This is a genomic window from Bacillus nitroreducens (assembly GCF_964021195.1).
This window is the reverse complement of the sequence record NZ_CAXHYI020000001.1, coordinates 432,081-456,083: the sequence shown is the minus strand read 5'-3', so window position 1 is coordinate 456,083 and position 24,003 is coordinate 432,081. Positions and strand designations below refer to the sequence as shown.

Annotated in this window: 21 protein-coding genes; 16 read left to right on the top strand and 5 right to left on the bottom strand. The window is 36.7% G+C overall.

Annotation, left to right across the window (positions count from 1 at the left end; all coding sequences use genetic code 11):
* Window positions 1-68: 68 nt before the first annotated feature.
* A complete protein-coding gene (gene mgtE / locus ACWPVE_RS02235; RefSeq protein ID WP_453990437.1) occupies window positions 69-1,460 on the top strand; it encodes a magnesium transporter in 1,392 nt (463 codons plus the stop codon).
* 30 nt (window positions 1,461-1,490) lie between these two features.
* Window positions 1,491-3,338: a monovalent cation:proton antiporter family protein gene (locus tag ACWPVE_RS02230; RefSeq protein WP_453990436.1), complete on the top strand. Its 1,848-nt coding sequence runs from the start codon at window positions 1,491-1,493 to the stop codon at window positions 3,336-3,338.
* A 41-nt stretch (window positions 3,339-3,379) separates the two neighbouring features.
* Here the strand turns inward: ACWPVE_RS02230 and fabI are convergent, their stop codons facing one another.
* Window positions 3,380-4,159: an enoyl-ACP reductase FabI gene (gene fabI / locus ACWPVE_RS02225; RefSeq protein WP_453990435.1), complete on the bottom strand. Its 780-nt coding sequence runs from the start codon at window positions 4,157-4,159 to the stop codon at window positions 3,380-3,382.
* 360 nt (window positions 4,160-4,519) lie between these two features.
* Here fabI and ACWPVE_RS02220 point away from each other — a divergent pair, with 360 nt between their 5' ends.
* The 4 genes from ACWPVE_RS02220 (at window position 4,520) to ACWPVE_RS02205 (ending at window position 9,619) form a co-directional block, all read left to right on the top strand.
* Window positions 4,520-5,797, top strand: a complete 1,278-nt coding sequence (locus tag ACWPVE_RS02220) for an IS110 family transposase (protein WP_453990434.1) — start codon at window positions 4,520-4,522, stop codon at window positions 5,795-5,797.
* Window positions 5,798-6,183: 386 nt separating this feature from the next.
* Entirely contained in the window at window positions 6,184-6,696 is a 513-nt protein-coding gene (locus tag ACWPVE_RS02215) for a DUF3231 family protein (RefSeq protein ID WP_453990433.1), read from the top strand.
* Window positions 6,697-7,033: 337 nt separating this feature from the next.
* Window positions 7,034-8,266, top strand: coding sequence for an MFS transporter (locus ACWPVE_RS02210; RefSeq protein WP_453990432.1), 1,233 nt, complete (start codon window positions 7,034-7,036; stop codon window positions 8,264-8,266).
* 6 nt (window positions 8,267-8,272) lie between these two features.
* Window positions 8,273-9,619 (top strand): amino acid permease, encoded by a 1,347-nt coding sequence (locus tag ACWPVE_RS02205; protein WP_453990431.1) that lies wholly within the window; start codon window positions 8,273-8,275, stop codon window positions 9,617-9,619.
* Here ACWPVE_RS02205 and ACWPVE_RS02200 read toward each other — a convergent pair.
* Entirely contained in the window at window positions 9,616-10,245 is a 630-nt protein-coding gene (locus ACWPVE_RS02200) for a LysE family translocator (protein WP_453990430.1), read from the bottom strand. The genes ACWPVE_RS02205 and ACWPVE_RS02200 overlap by 4 nt on opposite strands.
* Window positions 10,246-10,334: 89 nt before the next feature.
* Between ACWPVE_RS02200 and ACWPVE_RS02195 the strand changes: the two genes are divergently transcribed.
* Complete coding sequence (locus ACWPVE_RS02195; RefSeq protein ID WP_453990429.1) at window positions 10,335-10,583, top strand: hypothetical protein; 249 nt, start codon at window positions 10,335-10,337, stop codon at window positions 10,581-10,583.
* Window positions 10,584-10,664: 81 nt separating this feature from the next.
* Here ACWPVE_RS02195 and ACWPVE_RS02190 read toward each other — a convergent pair whose 3' ends face one another.
* Complete coding sequence (locus tag ACWPVE_RS02190; RefSeq protein ID WP_453990428.1) at window positions 10,665-11,015, bottom strand: hypothetical protein; 351 nt, start codon at window positions 11,013-11,015, stop codon at window positions 10,665-10,667.
* Between the two features lie 499 nt (window positions 11,016-11,514).
* Here ACWPVE_RS02190 and ACWPVE_RS02185 point away from each other — a divergent pair, with 499 nt between their 5' ends.
* From ACWPVE_RS02185 to ACWPVE_RS02160, 6 genes are all read left to right on the top strand, one after another.
* Window positions 11,515-12,042 carry a hypothetical protein gene (locus ACWPVE_RS02185; RefSeq protein WP_453990427.1) on the top strand — a complete coding sequence of 176 codons (528 nt, stop codon included), beginning with the start codon at window positions 11,515-11,517 and terminating at the stop codon, window positions 12,040-12,042.
* Between the two features lie 475 nt (window positions 12,043-12,517).
* The gene (locus ACWPVE_RS02180) at window positions 12,518-13,873 is read left to right on the top strand and encodes an arsenic transporter (RefSeq protein ID WP_453990426.1); all 1,356 of its coding nucleotides are present in this window, start codon (window positions 12,518-12,520) and stop codon (window positions 13,871-13,873) included.
* A 134-nt stretch (window positions 13,874-14,007) separates the two neighbouring features.
* A complete protein-coding gene (locus tag ACWPVE_RS02175; RefSeq protein ID WP_453990834.1) occupies window positions 14,008-14,358 on the top strand; it encodes a DUF1360 domain-containing protein in 351 nt (116 codons plus the stop codon).
* 178 nt (window positions 14,359-14,536) lie between these two features.
* Window positions 14,537-15,418 carry a hypothetical protein gene (locus ACWPVE_RS02170; protein ID WP_453990425.1) on the top strand — a complete coding sequence of 294 codons (882 nt, stop codon included), beginning with the start codon at window positions 14,537-14,539 and terminating at the stop codon, window positions 15,416-15,418.
* Between the two features lie 199 nt (window positions 15,419-15,617).
* Window positions 15,618-16,289 (top strand): DUF2642 domain-containing protein, encoded by a 672-nt coding sequence (locus tag ACWPVE_RS02165; RefSeq protein ID WP_453990424.1) that lies wholly within the window; start codon window positions 15,618-15,620, stop codon window positions 16,287-16,289.
* Window positions 16,290-16,739: 450 nt separating this feature from the next.
* Window positions 16,740-17,621, top strand: a complete 882-nt coding sequence (locus ACWPVE_RS02160; protein WP_453990423.1) for a BMQ_0737 family morphogenetic spore coat protein — start codon at window positions 16,740-16,742, stop codon at window positions 17,619-17,621.
* Between the two features lie 671 nt (window positions 17,622-18,292).
* Here ACWPVE_RS02160 and ACWPVE_RS02155 read toward each other — a convergent pair.
* On the bottom strand, window positions 18,293-19,147 hold the full coding sequence (locus tag ACWPVE_RS02155; protein ID WP_453990422.1) for a hypothetical protein: 855 nt from the start codon (window positions 19,145-19,147) through the stop codon (window positions 18,293-18,295).
* A gap of 144 nt (window positions 19,148-19,291) precedes the next feature.
* Window positions 19,292-20,017 carry a BMQ_0737 family morphogenetic spore coat protein gene (locus tag ACWPVE_RS02150; protein ID WP_453990421.1) on the bottom strand — a complete coding sequence of 242 codons (726 nt, stop codon included), beginning with the start codon at window positions 20,015-20,017 and terminating at the stop codon, window positions 19,292-19,294.
* Window positions 20,018-20,233: 216 nt separating this feature from the next.
* On the opposite strand from ACWPVE_RS02150, the gene ACWPVE_RS02145 reads away from it, so the two are divergent.
* The 3 genes from ACWPVE_RS02145 (at window position 20,234) to ACWPVE_RS02135 (ending at window position 23,600) form a co-directional block, all read left to right on the top strand.
* On the top strand, window positions 20,234-20,611 hold the full coding sequence (locus tag ACWPVE_RS02145; RefSeq protein WP_453990420.1) for a hypothetical protein: 378 nt from the start codon (window positions 20,234-20,236) through the stop codon (window positions 20,609-20,611).
* A 109-nt stretch (window positions 20,612-20,720) separates the two neighbouring features.
* Entirely contained in the window at window positions 20,721-20,843 is a 123-nt protein-coding gene (locus ACWPVE_RS02140) for a hypothetical protein (protein WP_453990419.1), read from the top strand.
* A gap of 1,395 nt (window positions 20,844-22,238) precedes the next feature.
* Window positions 22,239-23,600: an arsenic transporter gene (locus tag ACWPVE_RS02135; RefSeq protein WP_453990418.1), complete on the top strand. Its 1,362-nt coding sequence runs from the start codon at window positions 22,239-22,241 to the stop codon at window positions 23,598-23,600.
* The last annotated feature ends 403 nt before the right edge of the window (window positions 23,601-24,003 follow it).

Genomic DNA, 24,003 nt, shown 5'->3' with positions numbered 1-24,003 from the left:
GGTTGTATGTTACATTTCTATTAAATGTATGGTAAGATTTTAACTTTCAGCTGGTTAGGGGGGAGCATATGTTACAGCAACAAGAGATTAAAGAGATTAATGAAAAAGAGCAACAACAACTCGAAATTGAACAATTACTTACAGCTCTCGAAAATGAGGATATTGATCAATTCCGGGATTTATTCTTAAATATACATCCGTATGAAAGAGCAAAATTCTACGCAAAGCTGTCAAAAGAGACAAGAGTTCACGTACATCGCTTTTTATCGCCAACTGAAATGGCAGAGGTATTTGAAAACCTCGAAATTGACGAGAATGATTATGAAGAGTTATTATCGGAAATGGACCCAACCTTTGTAGCTGATATGCTTTCAAAAATGTTTGCTGACAATGCAGTTGATGTCTTAAATGAATTAAACAAAGAACAGGTCGCAAGTTATTTAACAATTATGGATGAAGACGCTGCAGGAGAAATAAAACAGCTTCTTCATTATAAGGAATATACAGCAGGTAGTATCATGACTACCGAATATATTGCAATTCATGCCAACCAAACAGTGAAATCTGCGATGCATATCTTAAAAAAGGAAGCGCCTCGTGCTGAAACGATTTATTATGTGTATGTGATCGATGAAGAAAAACGCCTAGTAGGAGTTATCTCGATACGTGATTTGATTGTTACAGATGACGATACAATGATTCATGAAATTATGAATGACCGTGTTGTATCTGTTTCTGTTAGCGAGGATCAGGAAGAAGTTGCACGTAGGATGAAGGACTATAATTTCTTAGCCGTACCAGTTGTTGATTTTCAAAATCATTTGTTAGGAATTATCACAGTAGATGATATCATTGACGTTATTGATGAAGAAGCATCTGATGACTACTCGAAACTTGCTGGGATATCTGATGTTGATTCTGATGATAAAAACATTTTTACATCTGCGAAGAACAGATTACCATGGTTAATTATTTTATCGTTTCTCGGAATGCTTACAGCAAGTCTAATTGGTCGTTTTGAAGCTACTTTAGATCAAGTTGCTATTTTAGCAGTCTTCATCCCGTTAATTGCAGGGATGGCAGGGAATACTGGAACACAAGCTTTGGCAGTAGCCGTACGAAGAATCGCGATAGGTGAAGATGAAGATGAAAATAAATGGTTGTTGATACTACGGGAAGCTGGAACAGGTGTAATAACTGGGACTGTTTGTGGAACGGTAATAATGTTTGTTGTTTATTTTTGGAAAGGTGAATTCTTTCTTGGCTTATTAGTAGGATTTTCAATTTTAATTACGTTGATTGTAGCAACATTAGCGGGTGCACTCGTGCCACTCATAATGCATCGTTTAAAAGTGGATCCTGCAGTTGCATCAGGACCTTTCATTACCACAATCAATGACATTATTAGTATTTTAATTTATTTTGGATTAGCAACACTGTTTATGAATTACTTAGTGTAATAAACTTCATTAATTAAAAGGGGGTAAAACATGGAACATGGTGCTTCAGTAACATCATTGGTTATTGTAATGGTGGTGGCTTTCTTAACACCACTGTTATTACATAGGTTTAAACTTCGTATCATCCCTGTCGTTGTAGCAGAAATCATTATGGGGATTATTATCGGAAAAAGTGGGTTTGATGTAGTCGAACCTGATATGTGGCTTGAAACGTTATCGACGTTAGGATTTATTTTTCTTATGTTTTTAAGTGGTGTTGAAATTGACTTTTCAGCTTTTGCTGGGGGGAAGAAAGATCAAAAGCTCCCGAATGGCAAAAAGGCACCTAATACATTTATCGTTTCCGTCGTTGTATTTGCAGGAATTTTTGTCTTATCTCTATTCTTATCCTATTTATTTGTTTGGATGGGATTCACAGATAATGCGTTTTTAATGACATTAATTATTTCTACAATTTCCTTGGGAGTGGTTGTACCAACTCTTAAAGATGCCCAAATCATGAAGACAAACATTGGTCAGATAATTTTATTAGTGGCTGTAGTAGCAGACCTTGTTACCATGATTTTACTTGCAGTTTTTGCGTCCATTTATGGTGGCGGAGAAAGCAATATGTGGCTGCTATTAGTCTTGTTTGGTGTTGGGGTACTGTTATACTTTGTTGGAAAAAGATTTCAAAGCCGTTCTTTCCTTGAGACGATGTCAAAAGGAACGATTCAAATTGGAACAAGGGCCATTTTTGCATTAATTATCATACTAGTAGCACTCTCAGAGACAATTGGTGCAGAAAACATTTTAGGAGCATTTTTAGCAGGAGTCTTAGTTTCATTATTATCACCAAACCATGAAATGGTGCAAAAGCTAGATTCATTTGGGTATGGATTCTTAATTCCGATTTTCTTCGTGATGATTGGAGTTGAACTCGATTTATGGGCCTTATTCCAAGATCCGAGAATTCTATTGTTAATCCCATTATTATTTATTGCATTAGTTATTTCCAAAGTGCTTCCGATCATATATATCAGACGCTGGTATGATTGGAGAACAACTCTAGGAGCAGGGGCGTTGTTAACATCCACGCTCTCACTTGTTATTGCAGCTGCTACAGTTGGGGAAAAGATGGGAGTAATTGATGATAGAATGTCAGGTGCATTGATCCTAGTTGCGGTTATTGCAAGTATCATTTCTCCAATTGGATTTAAAAAGCTCTTCCCGAAACAGGTTGATGAGGAACCAGTTATCCGAGTTGCTTTTATTGGGGCGAATCAGATGACATTACCTGTAACAAGGGATTTAAATTCAAAACTCTACGATACAACGATCTATCATACGAAACAGGATAAATTGGATAAAAAACATTCGGGTTCTGTGTTTGATATAGTGGAACTACCTGATTATTCGGAAGAAACACTTCAGGCGACAGAAATATTTGATGTAGATATTTTAGTCGTTACAACAGGTTCTGATGAATTGAATGCTGAACTCGCAAAACGGGCAAAAGAAAACGGAGTAGACCGTGTAATTGCAAGAATCGAAACAGGTGAGGTTGGCGAAGAGCTTAAGGACCTTAACATAGAGGTATTCTCGTTAATCATGTCGACTAATACATTACTACGTGCACTTATTGAAGCACCAAGTATCATGTCACTTCTGACGAACCAGGAACAATCCTTGTATCAAATTAAGATGAATAATCGTCTATATGACGGGACAATGCTACGGAATTTCCCGTTTACTGGGGATGTAATCTTTGTACGAATTTTTAGAGGAAAGGACTCAATCGTACCACATGGAGATACAGAATTACATTTAGGTGACCGACTGGTTGTGACTGGATCGCGTGAATATGTTGATGAGTTAAGAATGGACTTGGAATTCTAAATAAAAGAGAGGGCGTACCAATTTGGTCGCCCTCTACTTGTTTAACCTACAATATTATATCCAGAATCTACATAGATGACTTCTCCAGTGACTCCTCGTGAAAGGTTACTTAACATAGCGACTGACATATTCCCAACGTCTTCTTTTGTAACATTTCTTCGAAGAGGCGCCTTTTCCTCAATCATCTTCATAATGTCATTGAATCCAGGTACACCTTTTGCCGCTAATGTTCGAATTGGACCAGCTGAAATAGCATTAATTCTGATCCCATCTTTTCCAAGGTCAAACGTAAGGTATCTTACACATGCTTCAAGTGAAGCTTTAGCAATACCCATTACATTATAACCTGGTAATGCACGTACGGCACCTAAGTATGACATCGTAATGATTGAAGCATCCTCAGCTAAGTAAGGACGAGCTGCTTTTGCTGCAGCGACTAAAGAATAAGCACTTGTATCTTGAGCAAACGCATATCCATCTCTTGAGGTATCGATGAAATCACCTTTTAGATCATCTGCATTTGCAAATGCAACAGAGTGAACAAGTCCGTGAATGGTTCCCACTTTTTCACCGATTTCATTAAACGCTTGTGTGATACTTTCATCACTATTTACATCACATCGAACAATCATTTCTGCTGGATAATTGTATTTTTCCAGTAATTTTTCTAATTTTTCACGTGAGCGGTCTAAGCGATATGTAAATATTAACTTTGCCCCAGCTTTATATAGGGATTCAGCAACTCCCCATGCAATACTTCTTTCATTAGCTACGCCCATAACAACGATATGTTTACCTTCTAATTGAATTAGATCTTCCATGTTTACCTCCATAAAAAATACGAATTTTTCATTTTCTATTATACCTGGTTTTAGTATCTGATACTAACTATACCATTTTTTATTATTTTACCCAATAGTTTGTGATACAAGTTCTTATAATTTTTGATACATTTTCTTCTAGCTGTAAAAAGATAATGATTACAAAATTATTGGACACACTATGTATGTGCTTCTAGAAAGGAGGCACTGTGAATGAATAAAATTACATACACATTAAGGAGCATTCCTGTTAGAAGGATTTTCGGGGACTTGAACAAAAAAGAGCCCTCTTGGTATGATACGGGGTGTCAAGATCTGCAGAAATTGACCCCTAATTTGTTAACCAAGGAGGACTCCACAATGAATTTTAAACAAAATCAAAAAATTAATCAAGTCACTGAAAAAACACTAGTAGTCGGAATCGATATTGCTAAGCGAACACATTTTGCTTGCTTTGTTGATGATCGTGGCCGTGTGCTCCAAAAATCGTTTTCCTTATCCCAAGATGGAAATGGTTTCGATTATTTCTATAAACGCATTCTGGATGCAATGAAAGAAAACGAAAAAACAGAGGTTATTATTGGTATTGAACCAACGGGCCACTATTGGCTGAATTTAGCTTACTTCCTTGAGGAACGAGGCATACCTATGGCGATGGTTAATCCAATGCATGTCCGACGGTCAAAAGAGTTAGATGATAATCTTCCGACTAAACATGATCGTAAGGATGCATTAGTAATTGCCCGTCTCGTAAAAGATGGTCGCTTCAGCTATCCCCGTATCTTAAAAGGCATGGAAGCTGAACTTCGCGTTGGATCATCTTTCAAAAGTAAGCTCACTGAAGAATTAGGCGCTGTCAAAAACATGATGACTCGCTGGTTAGATCGCTATTTCCCTGAATTCACTCAGGTGTTTCCGTCATTCGGAAAAATGTCTTTGGCTGCACTTGAATGTACTCCATTTCCAAGTGATCTTCAACAGAAACAACCCGATGAAGTTTTATCCCTTTATCGAAAGGTTGAGGGGCTTAAATCCCCCCAAAGGCCTAAAGCAGTGCGCCTTATTGAAGTCGCTGCTAATTCTATCGGAGTAACAGAAGGACATGAGATGGCCCGAATTGAAATCACCACACTTGTCCGCCGTTACCATCAACTAGAAAAAGATATTGAAAGCATTAATCAACGCTTAGTTGAACTTGTAAAAACATCAGTAGAATACGAATGGCTATCAACGGTTGACGGAATTGGAGATAACACTATTGTCGATTTATTAGCCGAAATAGGAAGCTTTTCACACTACGAGAATCCACGCCAATTAATCAAACTCGCGGGATTAACGTTACGCGAAAATTCCTCTGGGCTGCATAAAGGACAAAAACGCATCTCTAAACGAGGCAGAAGGAAACTACGTGCTCTACTGTTCCGAGTTATGATGCCGATGATTCGTCACAATGAAGCTTTCAAAAAGCTACACGAGTATTACACAAACCGTCAGGTTAATCCTTTACGTAAGAAGCAATCTATCGTGGTTCTATGCGGAAAACTATTAAAAGTATTACACGGAATTTGCACGAAGCACAAAGCGTTTGACGCAAAGCGAATGATGAGGGATATACCTGGTCTCGAAAAGGCTGCATAAGCCCTATACCCCTTAATTAGACTTAGACATCAGGATGACACGGAGAAGCTGGCACTATTTTCACCATTCGACCTCGAGTCCCTAAAGGAGCTTCGCTAGCCTCTGCCTTATGACTAGACCGAACGAAGGAATGTAGGCACATTGATGCCCAGAGACATGGGAGGGTACGTCATCATAAGCTACGCAGAGATCCATTGTGCATCGAATAATTCCCTAGCACTACTTACCAGTATTACCCAGTAGTGACCGCGTAGCGCACCCATGTATTGGAATAGTTTCACATATTTTAAAAATACTGTTAGGAATTGTGTCGAAAAATATTTTTTTGACACCCCACTAACGGATCAAACCGTTGGTAAATCAACATTTATAGAGGGAGGTTAAGTATGGGAATTTTAAGTGGAAAACCAACAGAAGAACCCCTACACTATGGTGAGGTGTTTGATCTTTGGACTTCAATATTAGTAGGTAACGGCATGATTGCTGGTTATCAAACAGCTTTAAACCATGCAGGGGATGAAGATTTAAAAAAGTTATTAGTGGAAGCAATCGAAATAGGAAAGCAACAAAAGGAACAGGTGGAGGAATTATTAAAAGAGAATGGGATTGCATTACCACCTGAAGCTCCAGAGCCACCTGAAGCATGCTTGGAAGATATACCAGTAGGTGCGAGAATGCCTGATCCAGCGATTGCAGCAACTCTTTCGGCTGATGTAGCTGCTGGATTAGTGGCATGCAGTCAAGTGATTGGAAAGTCAATAAGAGAAGATGTTGCCTTAATGTTCACTCAATTTCATGCACAAAAAATTGCATTAGGCGGCAAAGTTCTTCGTTTAAATAAGGAAAAAGGGTGGCTGATCCCTCCGCCGTTGCATCCTAAAAAACAAGGTGATTGCTAGAGGTAACTGACTTTTGAACTGAATCTACTATGGATTCAGTTCTTTTCATTTCCCTGCATAATAAATTCCAGGTGGACAATTCCTATTTAAGCCTTTTCAAGCAGGAATTGACAAGCGTCCTTGTTTCAAAATACGCGCGAAAAAGTCGATTCCCTTTGAGCAGCAGAAAGCATATGCCGGTAAAATTTCGAGTAATAGGGTTGGGCGATGTTGTGTTGGCTCCTTAGGAAAAAACTATATTGGGTAAACCCTTCCATACATATTATCAGTGATAGAAGGTGAGGCTAGATTCTATACGCTCTAAAAAATACATTAGAATTCCGAAGGAGATAGGAGAATGCAAAAAAAGGAGAAATGGGGCGTGCTTTCGCTTGCATCTATCCCATTAGTTATGACCTTGGGAAATTCTATGCTTATTCCCATTTTACCTATAATGGAAAAGGAAATTGAGATTACACCCTTTCAATCGAGTTTAATTATTACCATATATTCAGTCGTAGCCATTATTTTAATTCCGATTGCAGGATTTCTTTCCGATCGAATTGGAAGGAAAAAAGTAATTATCCCTAGCCTAATCATTGCTGGAATTGGGGGATTGATTGCTGGACTAGCTTCCTGGTTATTTGAAAGCCCCTATTGGGTCATTTTAATTGGTCGATTCTTACAGGGAGTTGGAGCTGCTGGTGCTTCACCAATCGTACTCCCATTAGTTGGAGATATGTGTAAAAGTGAAAAAGATGTGAATACAGGCCTTGGATTAATTGAGACATCTAATACATTCGGTAAGGTGCTAAGCCCAATTTTAGGTGCAGTCCTTGCGGCAATGATTTGGTACCTGCCTTTTTTTGCTTTCCCCATTTTTTGTTTAATATCTATCCTATTAATTCATTTCTTGATTAAAACGCCCAAAGACAATGAAGTAGACACCTCAAGCTTCGCTTTTTTTCTGAAAAAAATTAAGCGGACTCTTAAGGAAGAGGGAAGATGGTTGATATCGATATTTATCGTCGGGGCTATCTGTTTTTACATTCTTTTTGGTATGCTCTTTTTCTTATCGTCGATTTTAGAGGATAAATACGGAATTGACGGAATTATGAAAGGACTGATTCTTGCCATTCCACTTGGTGCCCTATGTCTTGCATCATTTATTACCGGGAAAAAGCTCGGCGATGATAAGAATGCTATTAAATGGATTATTTTCTCGGGGATTTTGGGTACCACAATTGCCGTTTTTGCGATTTGTTACACTGAAAACCTTTATATTTTCTTAGCTGGGCTCGTGATTAGTGGGATTGGCATTGGAATCGCTCTTCCAAGTTTAGATGCGTTAATTACGAATGGCACAGAAAAAGACGAAAGAGGTACAATTACTTCAATTTATAGTAGTGCACGGTTTATTGGTGTGGCTGTCGGTCCTCCTGTGTTTGCCATATTAATGAAGATTTCACACGATATTCTGTTTTTTTCAGTAGCAGGTATTTCAGTTATTGCAACGGTTTTAGTATTATTCTTTATTAAACCACCAAAGCGCGTACGAACAGATTCTTTGTTCCAAAAGATGAAGAGGTAGGGGAATATGGGAAAAGAAAAAAGTCAGAAAAAAATAAAATGGTGGCAATTGTCTCTTTTTGGGGTTGGTTGTACAATCGGTACAGGATTTTTCCTGGGGTCTAGCATCGCAATCCGAACAGCTGGCCCCTCTGTATTGATTCTATTTATTATCGCTGCCATCGGTACGTATTTTGTATACGATGGCTTAGCTAAATTAACCGCAAAAAATCCCGAAAAAGGAGCATTCCGTACCTATGCTAAAAAAGCTTATGGAAAATGGGCTGGCTTTAGTATCGGGTGGATCTACTGGAGTGCCGAGATGCTTATTATGGGAAGTCAGTTAACGGCATTGTCTATTTTTACAAAGTTTTGGTTTCCAGATATTCCATTATGGGTATTTGCTTCAGTTTATGGAGTATTAGGTTTAGGGGTCTTGTTAATTGGTACAAATGGAATCAATAAATTAGAAAATGTGTTTGCTGTTATTAAAATTGCAGCAATCTTGATGTTCATCGTAATTGCAGTGTTGGCGGTAACAGGGGCAATTGATGGGACACGAGACCCACAAATACCATCTGACTTTTACCCAAAAGGAATTCTTGGGCTTTGGTCTGCATTAATATTTGCCTATTATGCATTCGGGGGAATTGAAGTCATGGGATTGATGGCCACCCAGCTTAAGGATAAAAGTGAAGCACCAAAGGCGGGGAAGGTCATGCTTCTTCTTCTCACCATCATCTATTTAGGATCGATTGGACTTGCGGTGATGCTTGTTTCTTGGAAGGTCTTTACAGGTGAAGAAAGTACTTTTGTTGTTGCGCTAGACAGCTACAATATCCCATTGGTAGCTGATATCTTTAATGGTGCCCTTATTATAGGCGGATTTTCCACAATGGTTGCTGCTCTATATGGGGTCACGAGTATTTTAGTGAACCTATCAGAAGATGGTGATGCCCCTAAAGTCTTCTCGAAAAAAGGAAAACTAAAGATACCATTACCAGCTTTTATACTAAGCGCATGTGGGCTAATAACATCCATCATATTTTCCCTACTAATGCCTGATAGCATTTATGAGTACATAACAACCGGTGCTGGGCTAATGCTCTTGTACAATTGGCTCTTTATCCTCTTATCTGCCAATCGACTATTAAAGCCTGGCTTTGTTGGGAAAATGAAATATTATTTGGGCATTTTGTTCATATTACTAGCGGTAAGTGGTACCTTATTCAGTAAGGAAATTCGTCCAGGCTTCTTTATTAGTCTCGGATTTGTTCTTATCATCGGTATCTTTGCGTTTATCAAAAATAAAGGTGGAAAGAAAAAGGACTCCATGAATATGGGAACATTATTTGAAAGGCTTGAAAAGCCTTAAATGGACAACAAAAGCTTTACACCTTCGATCCCGAAGTAGATACCAAATCCAATGAGTGAGAGGCCAGAAATAATGGATATAACTATTAATAAACGTGATGTTAAAATTCTTCTGAACCCACTTGATATAGTGGCCATTGTGACATCCCAAAGAAGGAGTCCACAGAAAATAGCCGCACTATAAATCATAAGCTCGCTTGTGATTGAAGTGGAAGCTGTTTTTGCTAACACAGATCCGTAAATACCAAGCCAAAATAAAATCGTTAACGGGTTTGTAATGGACATAATAAATCCTGAAAAAAAAGCTTTATAAACGGATTCCTGCTTTCTTGAATTATGTAGATTGATTTTCCCAGCACTTACTATGCTTTCAACCCCAGTATAAAGTAGCACAAAACAACCAAAAAGCCATAGAAACGTTTGAATCATTGGGGTATTGATAAACGAGACTAGACCTAAATAGACAAGTAACATATAAACACCATCGGCTAGTACCGCTCCGACCCCAACAAGCCATGCGTGGAAAAATCCATATTTGATACCCCGATCTAATTGTGCAGCATTCACTGGACCGATTGGTGCCGCTAGACTAAGACCTAAAAGAACATAACTAAGAAGAACAGCCATATACCTTACCCCTCTAGAAAAGACTTGTCACAGGAAGTGTATTCAGGAAGAAGAACTCGTACCACTACTTTTTTTAGGAGATGGGATAAATGAATGAATTAGTCAATCAATTCAAACAGTCTGTTGAAGAGGCCCAGAAAGCGGTCATTGAGTCACAAGGCAATGGTGATCAAGAGCGATTCCAGAAAGCACAAAACATGTTGCTACAAGCGAAGGAACAATTGCGAGAGGTAGAAAATTCAGGCGTAACAGATGAGCTGACATATATACGCGCAAAGACACTGCTTCGCAAGCTAGAAGAAACTCAACATGCAATAGAAGGAACGATTAAGTTCTAAACTTTTTTCTAATAAATGATAAACTAGACCCAAGATTGTTTTGATTATTATCAACAAACTTGGGTTTTTTAATAGAAGGATCTATCCTGATCCTGATTGTGAAGTAGAGTTAATACTAGAGTTTATTAAATCACTATCTCGAACTTTTATCCCTTGTTGACCACCCTGTTCATCGTTATTGTAACCAGCTATTCCACTTCTACCATTTCCATTTGCAAATTGTGAATTAGAATTTGCAGCAGTGCTGTGATCGAGTGCATTTAAGCCACCTTGATTCGCGTTCGTTCCAACATTTCTATTAATTTGTCCGCCACCTTCGGCTCTTTGCTCTAGATGAATGTCTCCAATATTATAGGTAATATTGATATATATATTGACTCCAGGTTCACCTGCTTTTTTGTGTTTGTGACCATGTTTCTTATGTTTTGGCATATTAAGGTTCCCTCCTTTGCAATTGATACTATTAATATATGTAATCGAATAAAAATAGATTGGATAATAGAATAGAAAAGATAACCATTTTAAGGTTAATCGATGGATAGTTAGTTTGTTGTCTGTAAAAAATCCGCAATTTGCGTAAACGATTTGCACTATATCACTTTTGAGATTGTGAATATGATAATAGTAAAAATACGAAGAGGTGAAATAACGAGTATCCCGTTTCCAGAGAGTCATCGTTATTTGTAAATGGCTAAAAAAAATACTAGAAGATAATGTAAATATCTTAAGACGACAAATATCTTATAAGGAACAGCTTGAAATAATGATTACTCCTAATCTATACATAACCAAAATCGGCCCCTCACTTTATCAAGGGGTGATTTCGTCTGCAATAAATGTGAAAAATAGACATTCATTCTAGTATAAATGCCGTCTCATATATGCGAATCTCCAATATAATACATTAGACTCACTGAAGGGAGGGAATTAGATGCCTAAAAAAGAACATGGACACAACTCTCATGCAGATGAAATAACTAATGTAGAAGCAGATGTTCAGGTTGAAGCAAGTCTTGAAGTTGATGCACAGGCAGAAGGAGAATTTACACATCCTCATCATCATGGCCATCATCACCGTGGTCGTCATCACCGACATGGCCATCATCACCGTGGTCATCACCACCATCACCACGATCATGATCATAATCACGATCATGACCACAATCACGACCATGACCACGACCATAATCATGATCATCATCACGACCATGAGCATCACCATGGTCACGGCCCACATTTTACAGGTGACACTGTAAATCTGATTGTGAGTGCTGTCAATCGAAACCTAGTTACAGAAGTACAAACAAATTCGGAATTAAATGACATTGGTTTCGAAATCGTACCAGGAGTTACATCATTTACTGATGCGAATTCAGGCCTATATCTACAAGGTTTCCGTCTGGTGGCAAGTATTAATGATGAAGATGGTGACGGAGCAATTTTCATTTATGTTCGATAAGCATTCCCCTCGTAAAAAACAATAATAAAGTGTGTACTGTAATTGCAAAGCGCACTTATGATAATGACACAATCCGTTCTCCAAAAAAACAGAAAAAATGACTTCAGAATTTCTCTGGAGTCATTTTTTTATGCTTCAAGTTTCTCCTAAAACGAATTCAATTCCTCAAACTTCTTATCTTACAACTCTAGGTTTTCATCTAGGGATACATGAAATAAAACGGCTATAGGTAAATATACTTCTAGTTGATTTTCCCTAGTTACATATAGTTATAACTCCCTTTGGTCCATTTTTTTGTCGTTTATATCTAGTTATATCTCACTGTGGTACATTTGGCCTGTGATGACAAGCGTACATTTTTACTAGATTTGGACGTTTTATCTATCTCTAGAAGTAGAGGTAAGAATATACATATAGTGAAAAAGACAAGGAAAGACAAACATCATTTTGAGTAACTTGAAGGAGGTGATTAATCATGACTTTTGAAATTGTCATGACAATATTTATTTTTTGTATGACAATGATAGTCATACTGTGGCGTCCTAGGGACCTTAATGAAGCATGGCCAGCAACGGTTGGAGCTGTATTGATCATTCTTACTGGAATGGTATCTCGTGCGGACATTTCGGATATCATTAGCAAAATAGGGGGAGCATCTATCACGATCATTGCAACAATTGTTATGGCGATAACGTTAGAAAGTTTTGGCTTTTTTTACTGGGTGGCTGCTAGACTAGTAACCTTGGCTAACAATTCAGGGTATCGCCTCTATTGGTATATACAGTTGTTGTGTTTTTTGATGACTCTATTATTTAATAACGATGGGAGCATATTAATAACGACACCCATTCTAATCATTCTTCTCAAAAATCTTCGTGTAAAACCACATCAACAAATTCCTTACTTATTGAGTGGTGCCTTGATTGCAACTGCTTCAAGTACACCGATAGGAGTTAGTAATATCGTAAATCTCATTTCATTAAAAATTGTTGATATGAGCCTCTATATGCAAACAGCAATGATGTTTGTACCAGCAACATTAGGATTACTCTTCATGTCAACCATGATGTTCTTCTTGTTAAAAAAGCATATTCCTAAGAACTTACCAGTTTCAACATATGATCTGGAAGAAGCCTTTTTTACTAGACGATTTCATCCTTTAAAAAAGTCATCAACTACTGAAACAAAGAGAAAACGGTCAAAATCGATGTTACATGTTTTATTATTCGTTATTTTCGTCCGATGTCTACTATTTGTTGCTTCATACTTCGCCATACCAATTGAATTGGTGGCAATCGCTGGATCAGTTCTATTACTGATCTGGAGGTGGTATAAATTAGGAATAAATCCATTAGATTTAGTAAAGAAGACTCCTTGGCATATTCTTGTATTTGCCTTCTCGATGTATGTGATTATATACGGCCTTCATAATGCTGGTTTGACTAAATTGCTTATCGCATTCTGTGAACCAATTGTGAATCAAGGGCTATTTCAGGCAAGCTTTATCATGGGAGGGTTAGTATCCATATTATCAAATATCTTCAATAATCACCCTGCTTTAATGATCGGGACAATCACATTGACAGATATGGGACTAGATCCAATAACGTTAAAAACGATTTACCTAGCTAACATTATTGGTAGTGATATAGGCTCCTTATTGCTGCCAATAGGGACACTCGCATCATTGATTTGGTTGCATATCCTCAGACAAAATAAAATTAAGGTTTCGTGGAAGGACTATACAAGACTGACGATCCTTCTTATACCTATTTCTACAGTCGTAACCTTATTTCTACTTTACTATTGGATTCGATGGGTTTTTGTATAAGATAAATAGAGGTTTCTAGGAGATTTCCTTGCCGTGTACTCCTTAAACGATGGCAAAATGTCCTCTGTATTTGCATAAGATATGGTAAAAAAACAACATGTTTGTTCATAAAGGGGAGTATGAGTCTAATGAATATGAGTTGGATGGAATTGCTGCTACTTGGTTTAGCTTCGTTTCGGCTTACGCGATTAATGATATATGACACGATCACATCTTTCTTAAGGAGACCATTTCATGAATGGATGGAAGAAGAGCTTTCTGATGGAACAATAGAAACCTATCTTCATATAAAAGGAAAAGGATTAAGAAGATGGATTGGGGAGTTACTAAGCTGCTACTGGTGTGCAGGAATATGGTGTACATTGCTAATAGTAGGGGGACACTATTTCCTTCCTTATTGGAGTGAACCAATCATCATAATCCTTGCTATTGCAGGTTTTGCTGCAATAATTGAAACCGTTATTTCCAAATTAATAAATCAATAAACACGTAAGAATCTATAAAACGCCAGCACAAAAAATGAGTTGTGCAGGTCCTCTATTTTTAATGGACAAATGCTTATTTTTATAGAAATAGGCTAGAGATTAGGACCAAAATCTTGTAGGTGCATATAGATACAGTATAAACACCCCAAAGTGATATTTGATAAGGAGGCAAACATTAATGAATGGAAATATGAATTTGGAATACCTTGAATCAATCCAGGGTAAAGCTGTGCGAGTGTTTAAAGGTGGACCTGAGTCTAGACTAGGTCAACTCCTCTCAGTGAAGTCTGATTATTTAGTGTTAAATACGAAAGATGAGGGGGTTGTCGTTTATCAAACAGGTCACATCAAAAGTGTAATTGAAGACACCACAACAAGTATGAATACATTAAATTCTGCAGCTGTAACGGATATGATGTCAACAATTGATGATACTCAAAGCTTTGCAGAAGTATTATCGGCAATGAAAGACAGTTTTGTTCGTATTGACCGTGGAGGTCCAGAAGCTCGAAATGGTAGACTGCTTGACGTGAAAAATGATTATTTAGTTCTTTATACAGAGAAAGACGGGGTTGTTTTTTATCAATTAGAACATGTCAAAAGTATTAGCAAGGCCGTGAAAAATAACAACAATAACAATGAAGATGATCAGTCTTCAAACGCAAATATGATGGTTGATAACTTTGTTAAGCCGGAATATATTGAAGCAGATGATTTTGCAGGGCTATTAACAAAAATGAGATATATGTGGATTACAATTAACCGCGGTGGTCCAGAAAGCATGAAAGGTGTTCTTGCGGATAGCTCAGACGGACACTTAGTACTCATCTCAGAAAAGGAAGTTATTCGAATTCCAACATTCCATATTCGCAGTATTAGCTATGTATTGAAAAATGAAAGTAATCAAAATGCAGAAAACAACAACCAGGATCAACAAAACTCAGAAAACAATAACAACCAAAATCAAAATCAAAATAACCAAAACAATAATCAGAATAACAATAGCAAAAAATCCTATAGCATTAAAATGTACAGTGGTTCTACAAAGTCAAGATTATAAGTACTCAAAATGGATTTGGTCATGTGATAACAGGATATAGGAATAATCAGAATAAATGGATGAAAAAAACAAAAAAGTATCGGTTTCTTCATTGCGTCAGGTGTCTAGTACGTAAGATACCGATACTTTTTGCTTGAAAAATTCTCAAAAAAGTGTACATGTTTGTTAGAAAAAAGGGATTAAGAATCGAGGTGAGACTGTGAAGCATTTAAGCCACTATATTGGGGAACAGGTTGTGGTTGAAATATCAGGTCATAAATTATTAATTGGTATCCTTATTGATATTGGGACAGATATTATTGTCATTTATACAAAGGATAAAGATTTTTATTATGTACCAATCTTTCATATCCAAAAGGTGAAAATACCAAGGTTAGATGAAACAGAGGATATAGCAAAACCAGAAAATACACCAATTAACACACATACGGATGAGATCTCTTTAAGGAAAATTGTAACAAATGCCAAAGGGCTATTCGTCGAACTGTTTGTTACATCAAAAAATTCAATCCATGGGTATATCACAAATATCATGAATGACTATATCGTATTTTATTCACCCGTATTTAAAACGATGTTTATTCCATTTCAGCATTTAAAATGGTTGATTCCTTACAATCAAAACCAAACACCTTATGGACTTGATAAGCAGAACTTTCCAGTAAATCCATCCACTATCACACTTTCAAGAACGTTTGAAGAGCAGGTGAAAAAGCTCCAGGGAAAAATGGTCGTTTTTGATCTAGGAGACGATAAGGATAAAATCGGACAATTGAAAAATGTAAAGGATAATATCATCGAACTTCTTACAGCTCGAGAAGAAACAATTTTCAGTAATACCCGCCATATTAAAACGCTACATTTTTCATAAAACATTGAGGAACCCCCGATATATGGGGGTTTTTATTGTTTAAGAAATTATAAATTAGGATATTTACAGCTAGCGCAAGCATCCTAGCCCCTCGAGGTCAAAAGTCAATCCGGCAAGAAAATCAAATTACCCTCCTTTAGCCGTATGGTCTTATGCTTGTCGATTTTACACAGGACGAGGAAGGCTTCGAGAGCATTAGCATCTCACAAAGAAAATGCAAAACATTTGAGGATGTGTTGACATAGACAATTGCTCTCACGACGTGGGAATAGTTAGTCGATGTTTCACTTTTAAGGCGCATCCCGCATTTGTGCTTGTGTTTGAAAGGACTTAGAAATCCCATTACTAGTAAATGACAGGTGCCTAAAAAGGTGATTGTTTTGTATGTTTCGTAGTAACGAATTGGGCGAATGTCACATATTCTATAGAAAGTAAAGGGGTGATAAGACCATGACTTTCAATGATCAACATTTAACTGATACACACTTAATAAAGGTTACGAAGTTCACTGACTGGTTGTGTAAGTATTCGAAATTTCAGTGGGTGGAAGATGTTGTAAAAGATATTGATTTTAATCCAATCATTGATGATATTAGCATCCCTTGTGGAAGAGAGCCTCGAACAGTCTGGGAAGTTAACAAACAATTTCAATATGGATTGCCCGCAGCGGTTACTATTTTATTTGAAAGTGGCTGTGGAGCAGAGATGTTTATATGGATAAATGGTGTGGAGAAATATAGTTTAAAAGAAGGAGAGTGTAGGACTTTTCAAATCGAGCATTTGAAGACAATTGAAGTAAGTTGTAATGGTGGTAACGGTGTTTGTAACGGTATGCTAGAAATTAAATATAAGCCTGAGGAATTCATTCAATGGTTAAGCTTTGCAGAAGTGAAATGTTTTTTTTCCAACAGTGAGGGAGAACGCCAACCTGATTGTTCTTCCATTAGATGTAAGGAAATGAAGCAGTATGGCGGGAGAGATACAATCCAATTAACACTTCCTGATTGGAACACAGTAGAATTACAAAGAGTAAAACTCTTGAAAAAAGGGTATGTGGTTCTCATGTTTTATGTAAATGGTCACTGCATATATACAACGAAACCAATCCTTTTTGAAGGAATAGAACAAGTATTAATAACTGCACCAGAATACACTGACATAAAATGTGAAGTCCTTGAATGCGATTGTCAGGTAGTTGAAACAAAAGTAGAGAAAAGGCAGTCATTTGAAGTCAAATTTTCAATTACAATGTTCCAACGAATAATGGCTGTTAAAGATGTTGTCGTTGAAGTAGAAGGGACTTATTGTTACCCAAGAGAAGATTCGTCATAGAAAACCTCCCTGGCAAGTAGTAGGATAAAAAAACTTGTCATGGAGGTATTTTTGCATGATGATCTATGGAATGAACCAGAAAAGGCAACAATTAAAAGATGTTTTCCAACATTTCTGGGAGGAATGCTCCAATGTAAACCTCATGAGCAGCTAGATGAAAAGCATGCGTCATTTGGAAAAACTAGTACGTGTTAAATATGACCAACAATCGGAAGATAAAAACAAAGTCAAATTCATTCTCTGTACACATACAGGGAAAATACTTGAGAGTATGATAAAAGAAATCTATCATATTGCATTTATCTGCTTAAATAAATAGTAAGACTTGTAAAAGATTATGTCCTAAAAGAGTGCTTTGATTCTACTGTTTTATTACTTTTCTGGATGAGAAACGTGTGGATATAGGAGAATAGCGGGCTAATCTAGCATTCTTCTTTACGATTTACAAGAAATCGTTTTTTCGTAATTGGCACATAATCATGAGCAGAATCAGATTGTAAATAACTATAATTGGGGACTCAGTCCCCAATTTAATGAAGTTCCACATTGTTTTGACTAAAACCAGACTCTAGACCGTCTGTTTTAAAGAAGAACCATGAGATGCTCAGGTTGCACTTTTGGATTGATTCCATTTTGTTCCACCATAAATGGCAATTAGAATATGCCATACTCTATACGTTAATGATGATTTTATTGAGTGCTGGAATGCCATTAGGAAATTCCCTGCAATATGAAAAGGCCTCGATCAGAATGGACGTATGTTTCATTTGGCTGCTTAGTGTAAATTCAAAATTAGAGAAAGTCAGTTTTTGCTTTGGTTGTATAATGGATGAATTGGACGGTTTAATCCAATATTCTCCACTTTTTTTAATTCTTTCTTTCCAATCATCATGAACAAATTTCCACTCATCTTGTGGAAGATTAGCATTTGATACATCATCGAGTTGTAATCTGTTTGTTGCAATTTTACCGCTTAAATGGCCAGCATTAGTAGGAGTAATTTTAATACAAATGATAGGTTGATGAAGGTCTGCCGTACCATAATTGTCTAGAACCATATCACCAATGATGGTAATATTGTGATCGTCGACGATCTCAATTAACTCATCTACGATCTCCTCTTGAGGGGTATATAAGAACGAATAGTTAAAATAGGACTGCAAACCCAATAAGGGTTCAATTTCTTTTTTGACTTCTTGTTTTTCAATTTGGCTGGATAGAATATATTTTTCCTGAATTGCTTTCGCACGCTTTTTTTCTTCCTCTAATGCAACCTCACTTGCTAATAATTTCATTTTCAGAGAAGAAATTTCTTTTTCATATGATTCAAGATTTGTATTTTGAGCTTCAAATAATTTCTCTTGCAAGTATTGATTTCGGATTTTTTCTTTTTCTAGGTTCAACTCGGCTTGTTTTATTTTATTTTGAAATGAGGCTAATTCCGAACGGTAATGTATAAGTTTTTGTTGCATTTGTAGGCTATTATTTTTGTTTAGAGATCCATCTTCAAATTTATTTCTACTCACAATCATTACCTCCTAAATACATCCTTATTCTATATGTATGTAATATAACGAGGAGTGTAGTCATATAAAATTCAAACATCATCTTATGAGAAATAAGAACATCAAAAAAAGATAAGGCTGCACAATTGTGGCAGCCTTACTTTATTAATATGCTGGGAAGACTTCTGGGCATTGTGGTGGGAATTTTTCAGTTGGGCAAAGTTGTGTTGGTTCGATAATTTCATCACGTGGATGGCAATGTTTTGCTTCAATTTCTAGTTTTACATCAGCTTCCATTTGTACTTCTAAGCAAAGTGTGAGAGATACGTCTAATTGTGCAAAATTATCAGCGCAAATTAGACTTGCATCACATTCAAAGAATGAAACATGGCAATCTAAATCAGTTCCTTCAGGAGCGCATAATAAGAAGTTTTGTACAGTAGCAAATGGGATTCCTTCTGAATGGCAGATGACATCTCCAGTTTCGTCTTCAATTTGTACAGCGACCCATCCTTTAACTAACGCTTTTACTCTCTGAAGTGTTACATCATCACCATTTGGTAAAGTAACAGTTACTGGTGGTCGGCCCGAAGAAGGAAGGATTTCTTTGCAGAAGAAGAATTCTTGCTCATCGTCCTTAGGATCAATTCTGTTCCCTTTATCATCGCTGAGGAAGCAATTTACGGAAAAGTCACCACCGTGTTTTTCTAGAAACTCACAAAGCTTTTCAACTTTATCAGGTTTGCCACCTTTTTCACACTTAAACTTTGCATCAAGTTTATCGTCTGCCATATTGATGATTGGAATCTCTACCTGGCGAGTAACCCAGTCATAAACTTTACGCGTTCTAATACAGACTTTTTCTTTGTCTTTATGTGTGTACTTGCTCACCTTTATTCCTCCTGTTCAAAAATTTACCCTTTACATTGGTACTAAATATAATTCCCTTTGGGTATCGGGGCTACTGTATAGTATGAATTTAATAGTCAAATGTGCTGTGACAAAAGCGGAATTTTCGATTTACATCATAACTAGTGGTATAAATGCACACTATTTTGAATTAGATATATTAATGATATGTATCATGTAAGGAAAGGAGTGGATATTTTGAAAAAAAGTCAATCAAATGAGAATATCATATTAAAACAGAAAATCATTCATTTTCAATCAGAGTTGAATAAGTACAAGGAAAAGCTAAAAAGATATGAAAATCATTCTGATCATTCAGATTACGGTCAATTAAATCATGAAAAGCAATTGCTTGAAATTGAAGTCGCAGAGTTATCTGATACTGTCGAGGGATTAAAGAAAGAAATTGAAGAGCTCAAAATAGAAAATGACTACCTCAGGGGGATTAACCCAAACGTGGCGGGAGTAAATGAACAATCAAATGAAAAAAAGAAAACACTCGATTCATGGTTTGTAAATAATTTAGAACATCAGAATGCAATTAAGCGTTCCAAGAGACTAGATTCAAATAAATAAATGGTATTTCTATGTGATAAACACATAAAAAAGGGCTTTGTAGGAAGTGTCAATTAATGTTTTTCCCACATAGGTTATAAGTAACCTGTACATTGGGAGGAATAACTATATGAATAGAAGAAAGAACAGTCCTTCAACTGTTAAAGTCATTTCATCTTCAAAAAATCAATCAACAAAACGCAGAAAAGGTACTGGCGGTTGTGGTTGTGGTGGAAATAAACAATCAAAATAGGAAATAGAGCAGATTATCGGTAAAGGTAATCTGCTTTTTTTGTAAAAAAAAGTTGGGCTTTTCCAATATCTGAACTGTTTAGATGAATTAATAGTTACTAGGAGCTATACGTTCTAATAATCGACCGAACTTAATTTAATAGTTTATTTAAATGAAGCTTTGGACAAGATTTTTAATGACGAATTTCTTCGCCTTTTAAAAATGGAATGACATTTGGCAATCCCATCCGCATGATTATCAACTGTCTTCAAATTATCCCCCGTATGATCGAGGCAGCTGAAAAACTTACGTTTTTTATAGGTGATTAAATTGATAAATCAAAAAAGACGACTAAAATTCATTTTTTGAATTAAAAGTCGTCTTTTTTATGCATATGATACCATTTCACCCTGGGTTATACGAAAGAGAAGTCTACAAGTTCATTCATTTTCCGTAGCATATTATCCTGCGGAACGACAATATCATAGATTTGCATAAACGGACTAAAAGTCATGGATTGTTGTTTTTGAATCATAGAACCCACCCACATAGAATTGATACAACCATTATACAATGAAAAAAGGTATTATTTTCTCAAATTCAGAGAAAATAATACCTTTTTAACTAATGTTGATTGGAGCGGAAGGCACGAGACTCCTGCGGGAAAAGCGTGGCCAGGGGAGACCCCGCAGGAGCACAGCGACGAGGAGGCTCCCGGACCGCCCGCGGAAAGCGAGTGGCTGCAGCGGAAATCAACACCAATTTTAGAAAGGGACTTTTTCAGTGCCCTCGTATGATCAGAGCTCATTTTTTTTCATTATCTTGTTTTTCCAGATTCAATTCCTAAAGTCATCTACCAAAACGAAGACTACACTAGTTTCTACAAGTACGTCTACGTCACAATGCCTATCAAAAAAATCCATCCTAATCCAGCAAAAAGTATTTTTTGAGTAAAGGACTGATTTGAAGATATATATTTTTGGACATAGGCTCCGCTCGTAAGGGGAGGATGTTGCAAATTCATTCCAACTGCCTTCTGTATGTGGGAGACAACAGATTACTATCATAAACTCATTGTTTGTGGTATTTCATGATGAAAAAGAATGTCCTTTCATTTTCTGAGTTCGACTGATATTTTTAAAAATCAAAACTAATAGTTTCTGCCTTCAAAATCTATCTAGGTATTGTCATTAGAAGGACATTTGTACGTTAGTGACTCTAGTGGATTTTTGAAAAAATAGGTACAAACCCTAGCTCCAACATTTCGCTATTACATATTATAGATTAATACCTTAGCGAGATAGATTGAGGGGAGGGACAAATCCAATACAATGATATGAAAACTTCGAACTGAGGAGAAAGTGCTGTTTCAGGAATGAAATCCTGAAACGTTGAAAACACAAGAAGGTGAAAAATATGAGTATGATAATCGGTTGGGTAACCATACTTACTTTTTTGGTTACACTCGGTTTTATTCTCTGGAGACCAAGGGGGATGAATGAAGCCTTACCTGCCACTATCGGTGCGATTGTTGTTGTGTTGATTGGAAGTGTGTCTATTTCAGACCTTGGAATCATTACAAGCACGATAAGCGATGCTGCTATCACAATTATGGCAACAATCGTGATGGCAATCGTGTTAGAGAGCTTTGGGTTCTTTCATTGGATGGCTGAAAAACTTGCGGAAAAAGCAAAGGGCTCAGGAATTCGATTATTCTGGTATGTCAATCTATTATGCTTTATCATGACACTATTCTTTAATAATGATGGAAGCATATTGATCACAACTCCAATCCTATTGATGCTATTAAGTAATATGGGATTAAAAAAACATCAAAAAATTCCATATTTATTATCTGGAGCATTAATCGCAACGGCTTCAAGTGCGCCAATAGGTGTAAGTAATATCGTAAATTTAATTGCTTTAAAAATTGTTGATATGGATTTATGGTTGCATACAGCTATGATGTTTGTTCCTTCGACATTAGGCTTATTACTCCTAACTTGGTTGTTATTTCTTCGTTTCAAGAAAGTCTTACCAAAGAAAATCCCTACAAATGTAACAGGCCTTTCTAGAGCAGATTATCATCCTTTAAAACAGCGACGAGGAATTCAACATGCTTCGGAAAAAGCACGTTCGAAATTTATGCGAAACGTTCTACTTTTCGTATTTGCAGTTCGATGTAGTCTATTTCTCGCTTCCTTCTTACACATTCCAATTTCTGCAATGGCTGTTTTAGGCTCAATCATTCTATTGGTATGGAGATGGATCTATTTAAAACAATCACCTGCCGATATGATAAAAAAAACCCCGTGGTATATCATCATTTTTGCTTTTGGTATGTATACCATTATTTATGGTCTAAATAACATCGGTTTAACTGACATGTTGATTTCTTTTATGAAACCAATGGTTTCAGGTAGTCTACTCAATGCAAGTATTATGATGGGGGGCCTACTCACAGTACTCTCCAATATATTTAATAATCACCCAGCTCTAATGGTAGGGACACTTACGTTAATGAATATGGACCTTAGTTTACTAGAATTAAAGATTGCTTACCTAGCGAATGTAATTGGTAGTGATATGGGAGCGTTGTTACTTCCAATTGGAACCCTTGCAACGTTGATGTGGATGCATATTGTGAGGAAAGGAAAAGTAAAAATTTCTTGGATGCAGTATATGAAAATCACTTTCGTTGTCATCCCACCTGCCACATTGTTTACCCTTGTTGTTTTATATTATTGGGTTAATTGGCTTTTTGCTGGTGCACTATAATTGAAGCTACCCAATATGGAAAAATGGCAACATCCTGATGTAATCAATGATGGGGGAAAAGATGCTTAATCAGAAGGTTGGTGTACCTTGAAATGACAACAACATTTCGATTCGTTCATAAATGGGGGAAAGGATTTAACGGAAAAATTCTTGTAGGGAGTATGATTCAAATGATAAGGAAGGAAGGTATAAAAGAATAATCCACCCTTTTGGCTAGGAAGGATGGATTATGCAGATACACTGGAGTTTTTTGACCGTGATGTGTCAAAATCACGGTCGCTTTTTTAGTGTATATACCTAATGATAGGATATGTTTGATTGTCTAATTTGTTCGTAGAAAAATAATAACAAGTACCTATTGTGGGATTTGTACCTTCAAACGTTGGGTGGGTACTCATGCAAA

What these genes read in the sequence shown, in the direction of transcription:
- ACWPVE_RS02205 (WP_453990431.1), top strand. Translation starts at nt 8,273, where the DNA reads ATGGGAAAAGAAAAAAGTCAGAAAAAAATAAAATGGTGGCAATTGTCT.
- fabI (WP_453990435.1), bottom strand. Translation starts at nt 4,159, where the DNA reads ATGGAAGATCTAATTCAATTAGAAGGTAAACATATCGTTGTTATGGGC.
- ACWPVE_RS02230 (WP_453990436.1), top strand. Translation starts at nt 1,491, where the DNA reads ATGGAACATGGTGCTTCAGTAACATCATTGGTTATTGTAATGGTGGTG.
- ACWPVE_RS02195 (WP_453990429.1), top strand. Translation starts at nt 10,335, where the DNA reads ATGAATGAATTAGTCAATCAATTCAAACAGTCTGTTGAAGAGGCCCAG.
- ACWPVE_RS02140 (WP_453990419.1), top strand. Translation starts at nt 20,721, where the DNA reads ATGAATAGAAGAAAGAACAGTCCTTCAACTGTTAAAGTCATTTCATCT.
- ACWPVE_RS02170 (WP_453990425.1), top strand. Translation starts at nt 14,537, where the DNA reads ATGAATGGAAATATGAATTTGGAATACCTTGAATCAATCCAGGGTAAA.
- ACWPVE_RS02215 (WP_453990433.1), top strand. Translation starts at nt 6,184, where the DNA reads ATGGGAATTTTAAGTGGAAAACCAACAGAAGAACCCCTACACTATGGT.
- ACWPVE_RS02220 (WP_453990434.1), top strand. Translation starts at nt 4,520, where the DNA reads ATGAATTTTAAACAAAATCAAAAAATTAATCAAGTCACTGAAAAAACA.
- ACWPVE_RS02175 (WP_453990834.1), top strand. Translation starts at nt 14,008, where the DNA reads ATGAGTTGGATGGAATTGCTGCTACTTGGTTTAGCTTCGTTTCGGCTT.
- ACWPVE_RS02160 (WP_453990423.1), top strand. Translation starts at nt 16,740, where the DNA reads ATGACTTTCAATGATCAACATTTAACTGATACACACTTAATAAAGGTT.
- ACWPVE_RS02185 (WP_453990427.1), top strand. Translation starts at nt 11,515, where the DNA reads ATGCCTAAAAAAGAACATGGACACAACTCTCATGCAGATGAAATAACT.
- ACWPVE_RS02200 (WP_453990430.1), bottom strand. Translation starts at nt 10,245, where the DNA reads ATGGCTGTTCTTCTTAGTTATGTTCTTTTAGGTCTTAGTCTAGCGGCA.
- ACWPVE_RS02135 (WP_453990418.1), top strand. Translation starts at nt 22,239, where the DNA reads ATGAGTATGATAATCGGTTGGGTAACCATACTTACTTTTTTGGTTACA.
- ACWPVE_RS02180 (WP_453990426.1), top strand. Translation starts at nt 12,518, where the DNA reads ATGACTTTTGAAATTGTCATGACAATATTTATTTTTTGTATGACAATG.
- ACWPVE_RS02210 (WP_453990432.1), top strand. Translation starts at nt 7,034, where the DNA reads ATGCAAAAAAAGGAGAAATGGGGCGTGCTTTCGCTTGCATCTATCCCA.
- mgtE (WP_453990437.1), top strand. Translation starts at nt 69, where the DNA reads ATGTTACAGCAACAAGAGATTAAAGAGATTAATGAAAAAGAGCAACAA.
- ACWPVE_RS02190 (WP_453990428.1), bottom strand. Translation starts at nt 11,015, where the DNA reads ATGCCAAAACATAAGAAACATGGTCACAAACACAAAAAAGCAGGTGAA.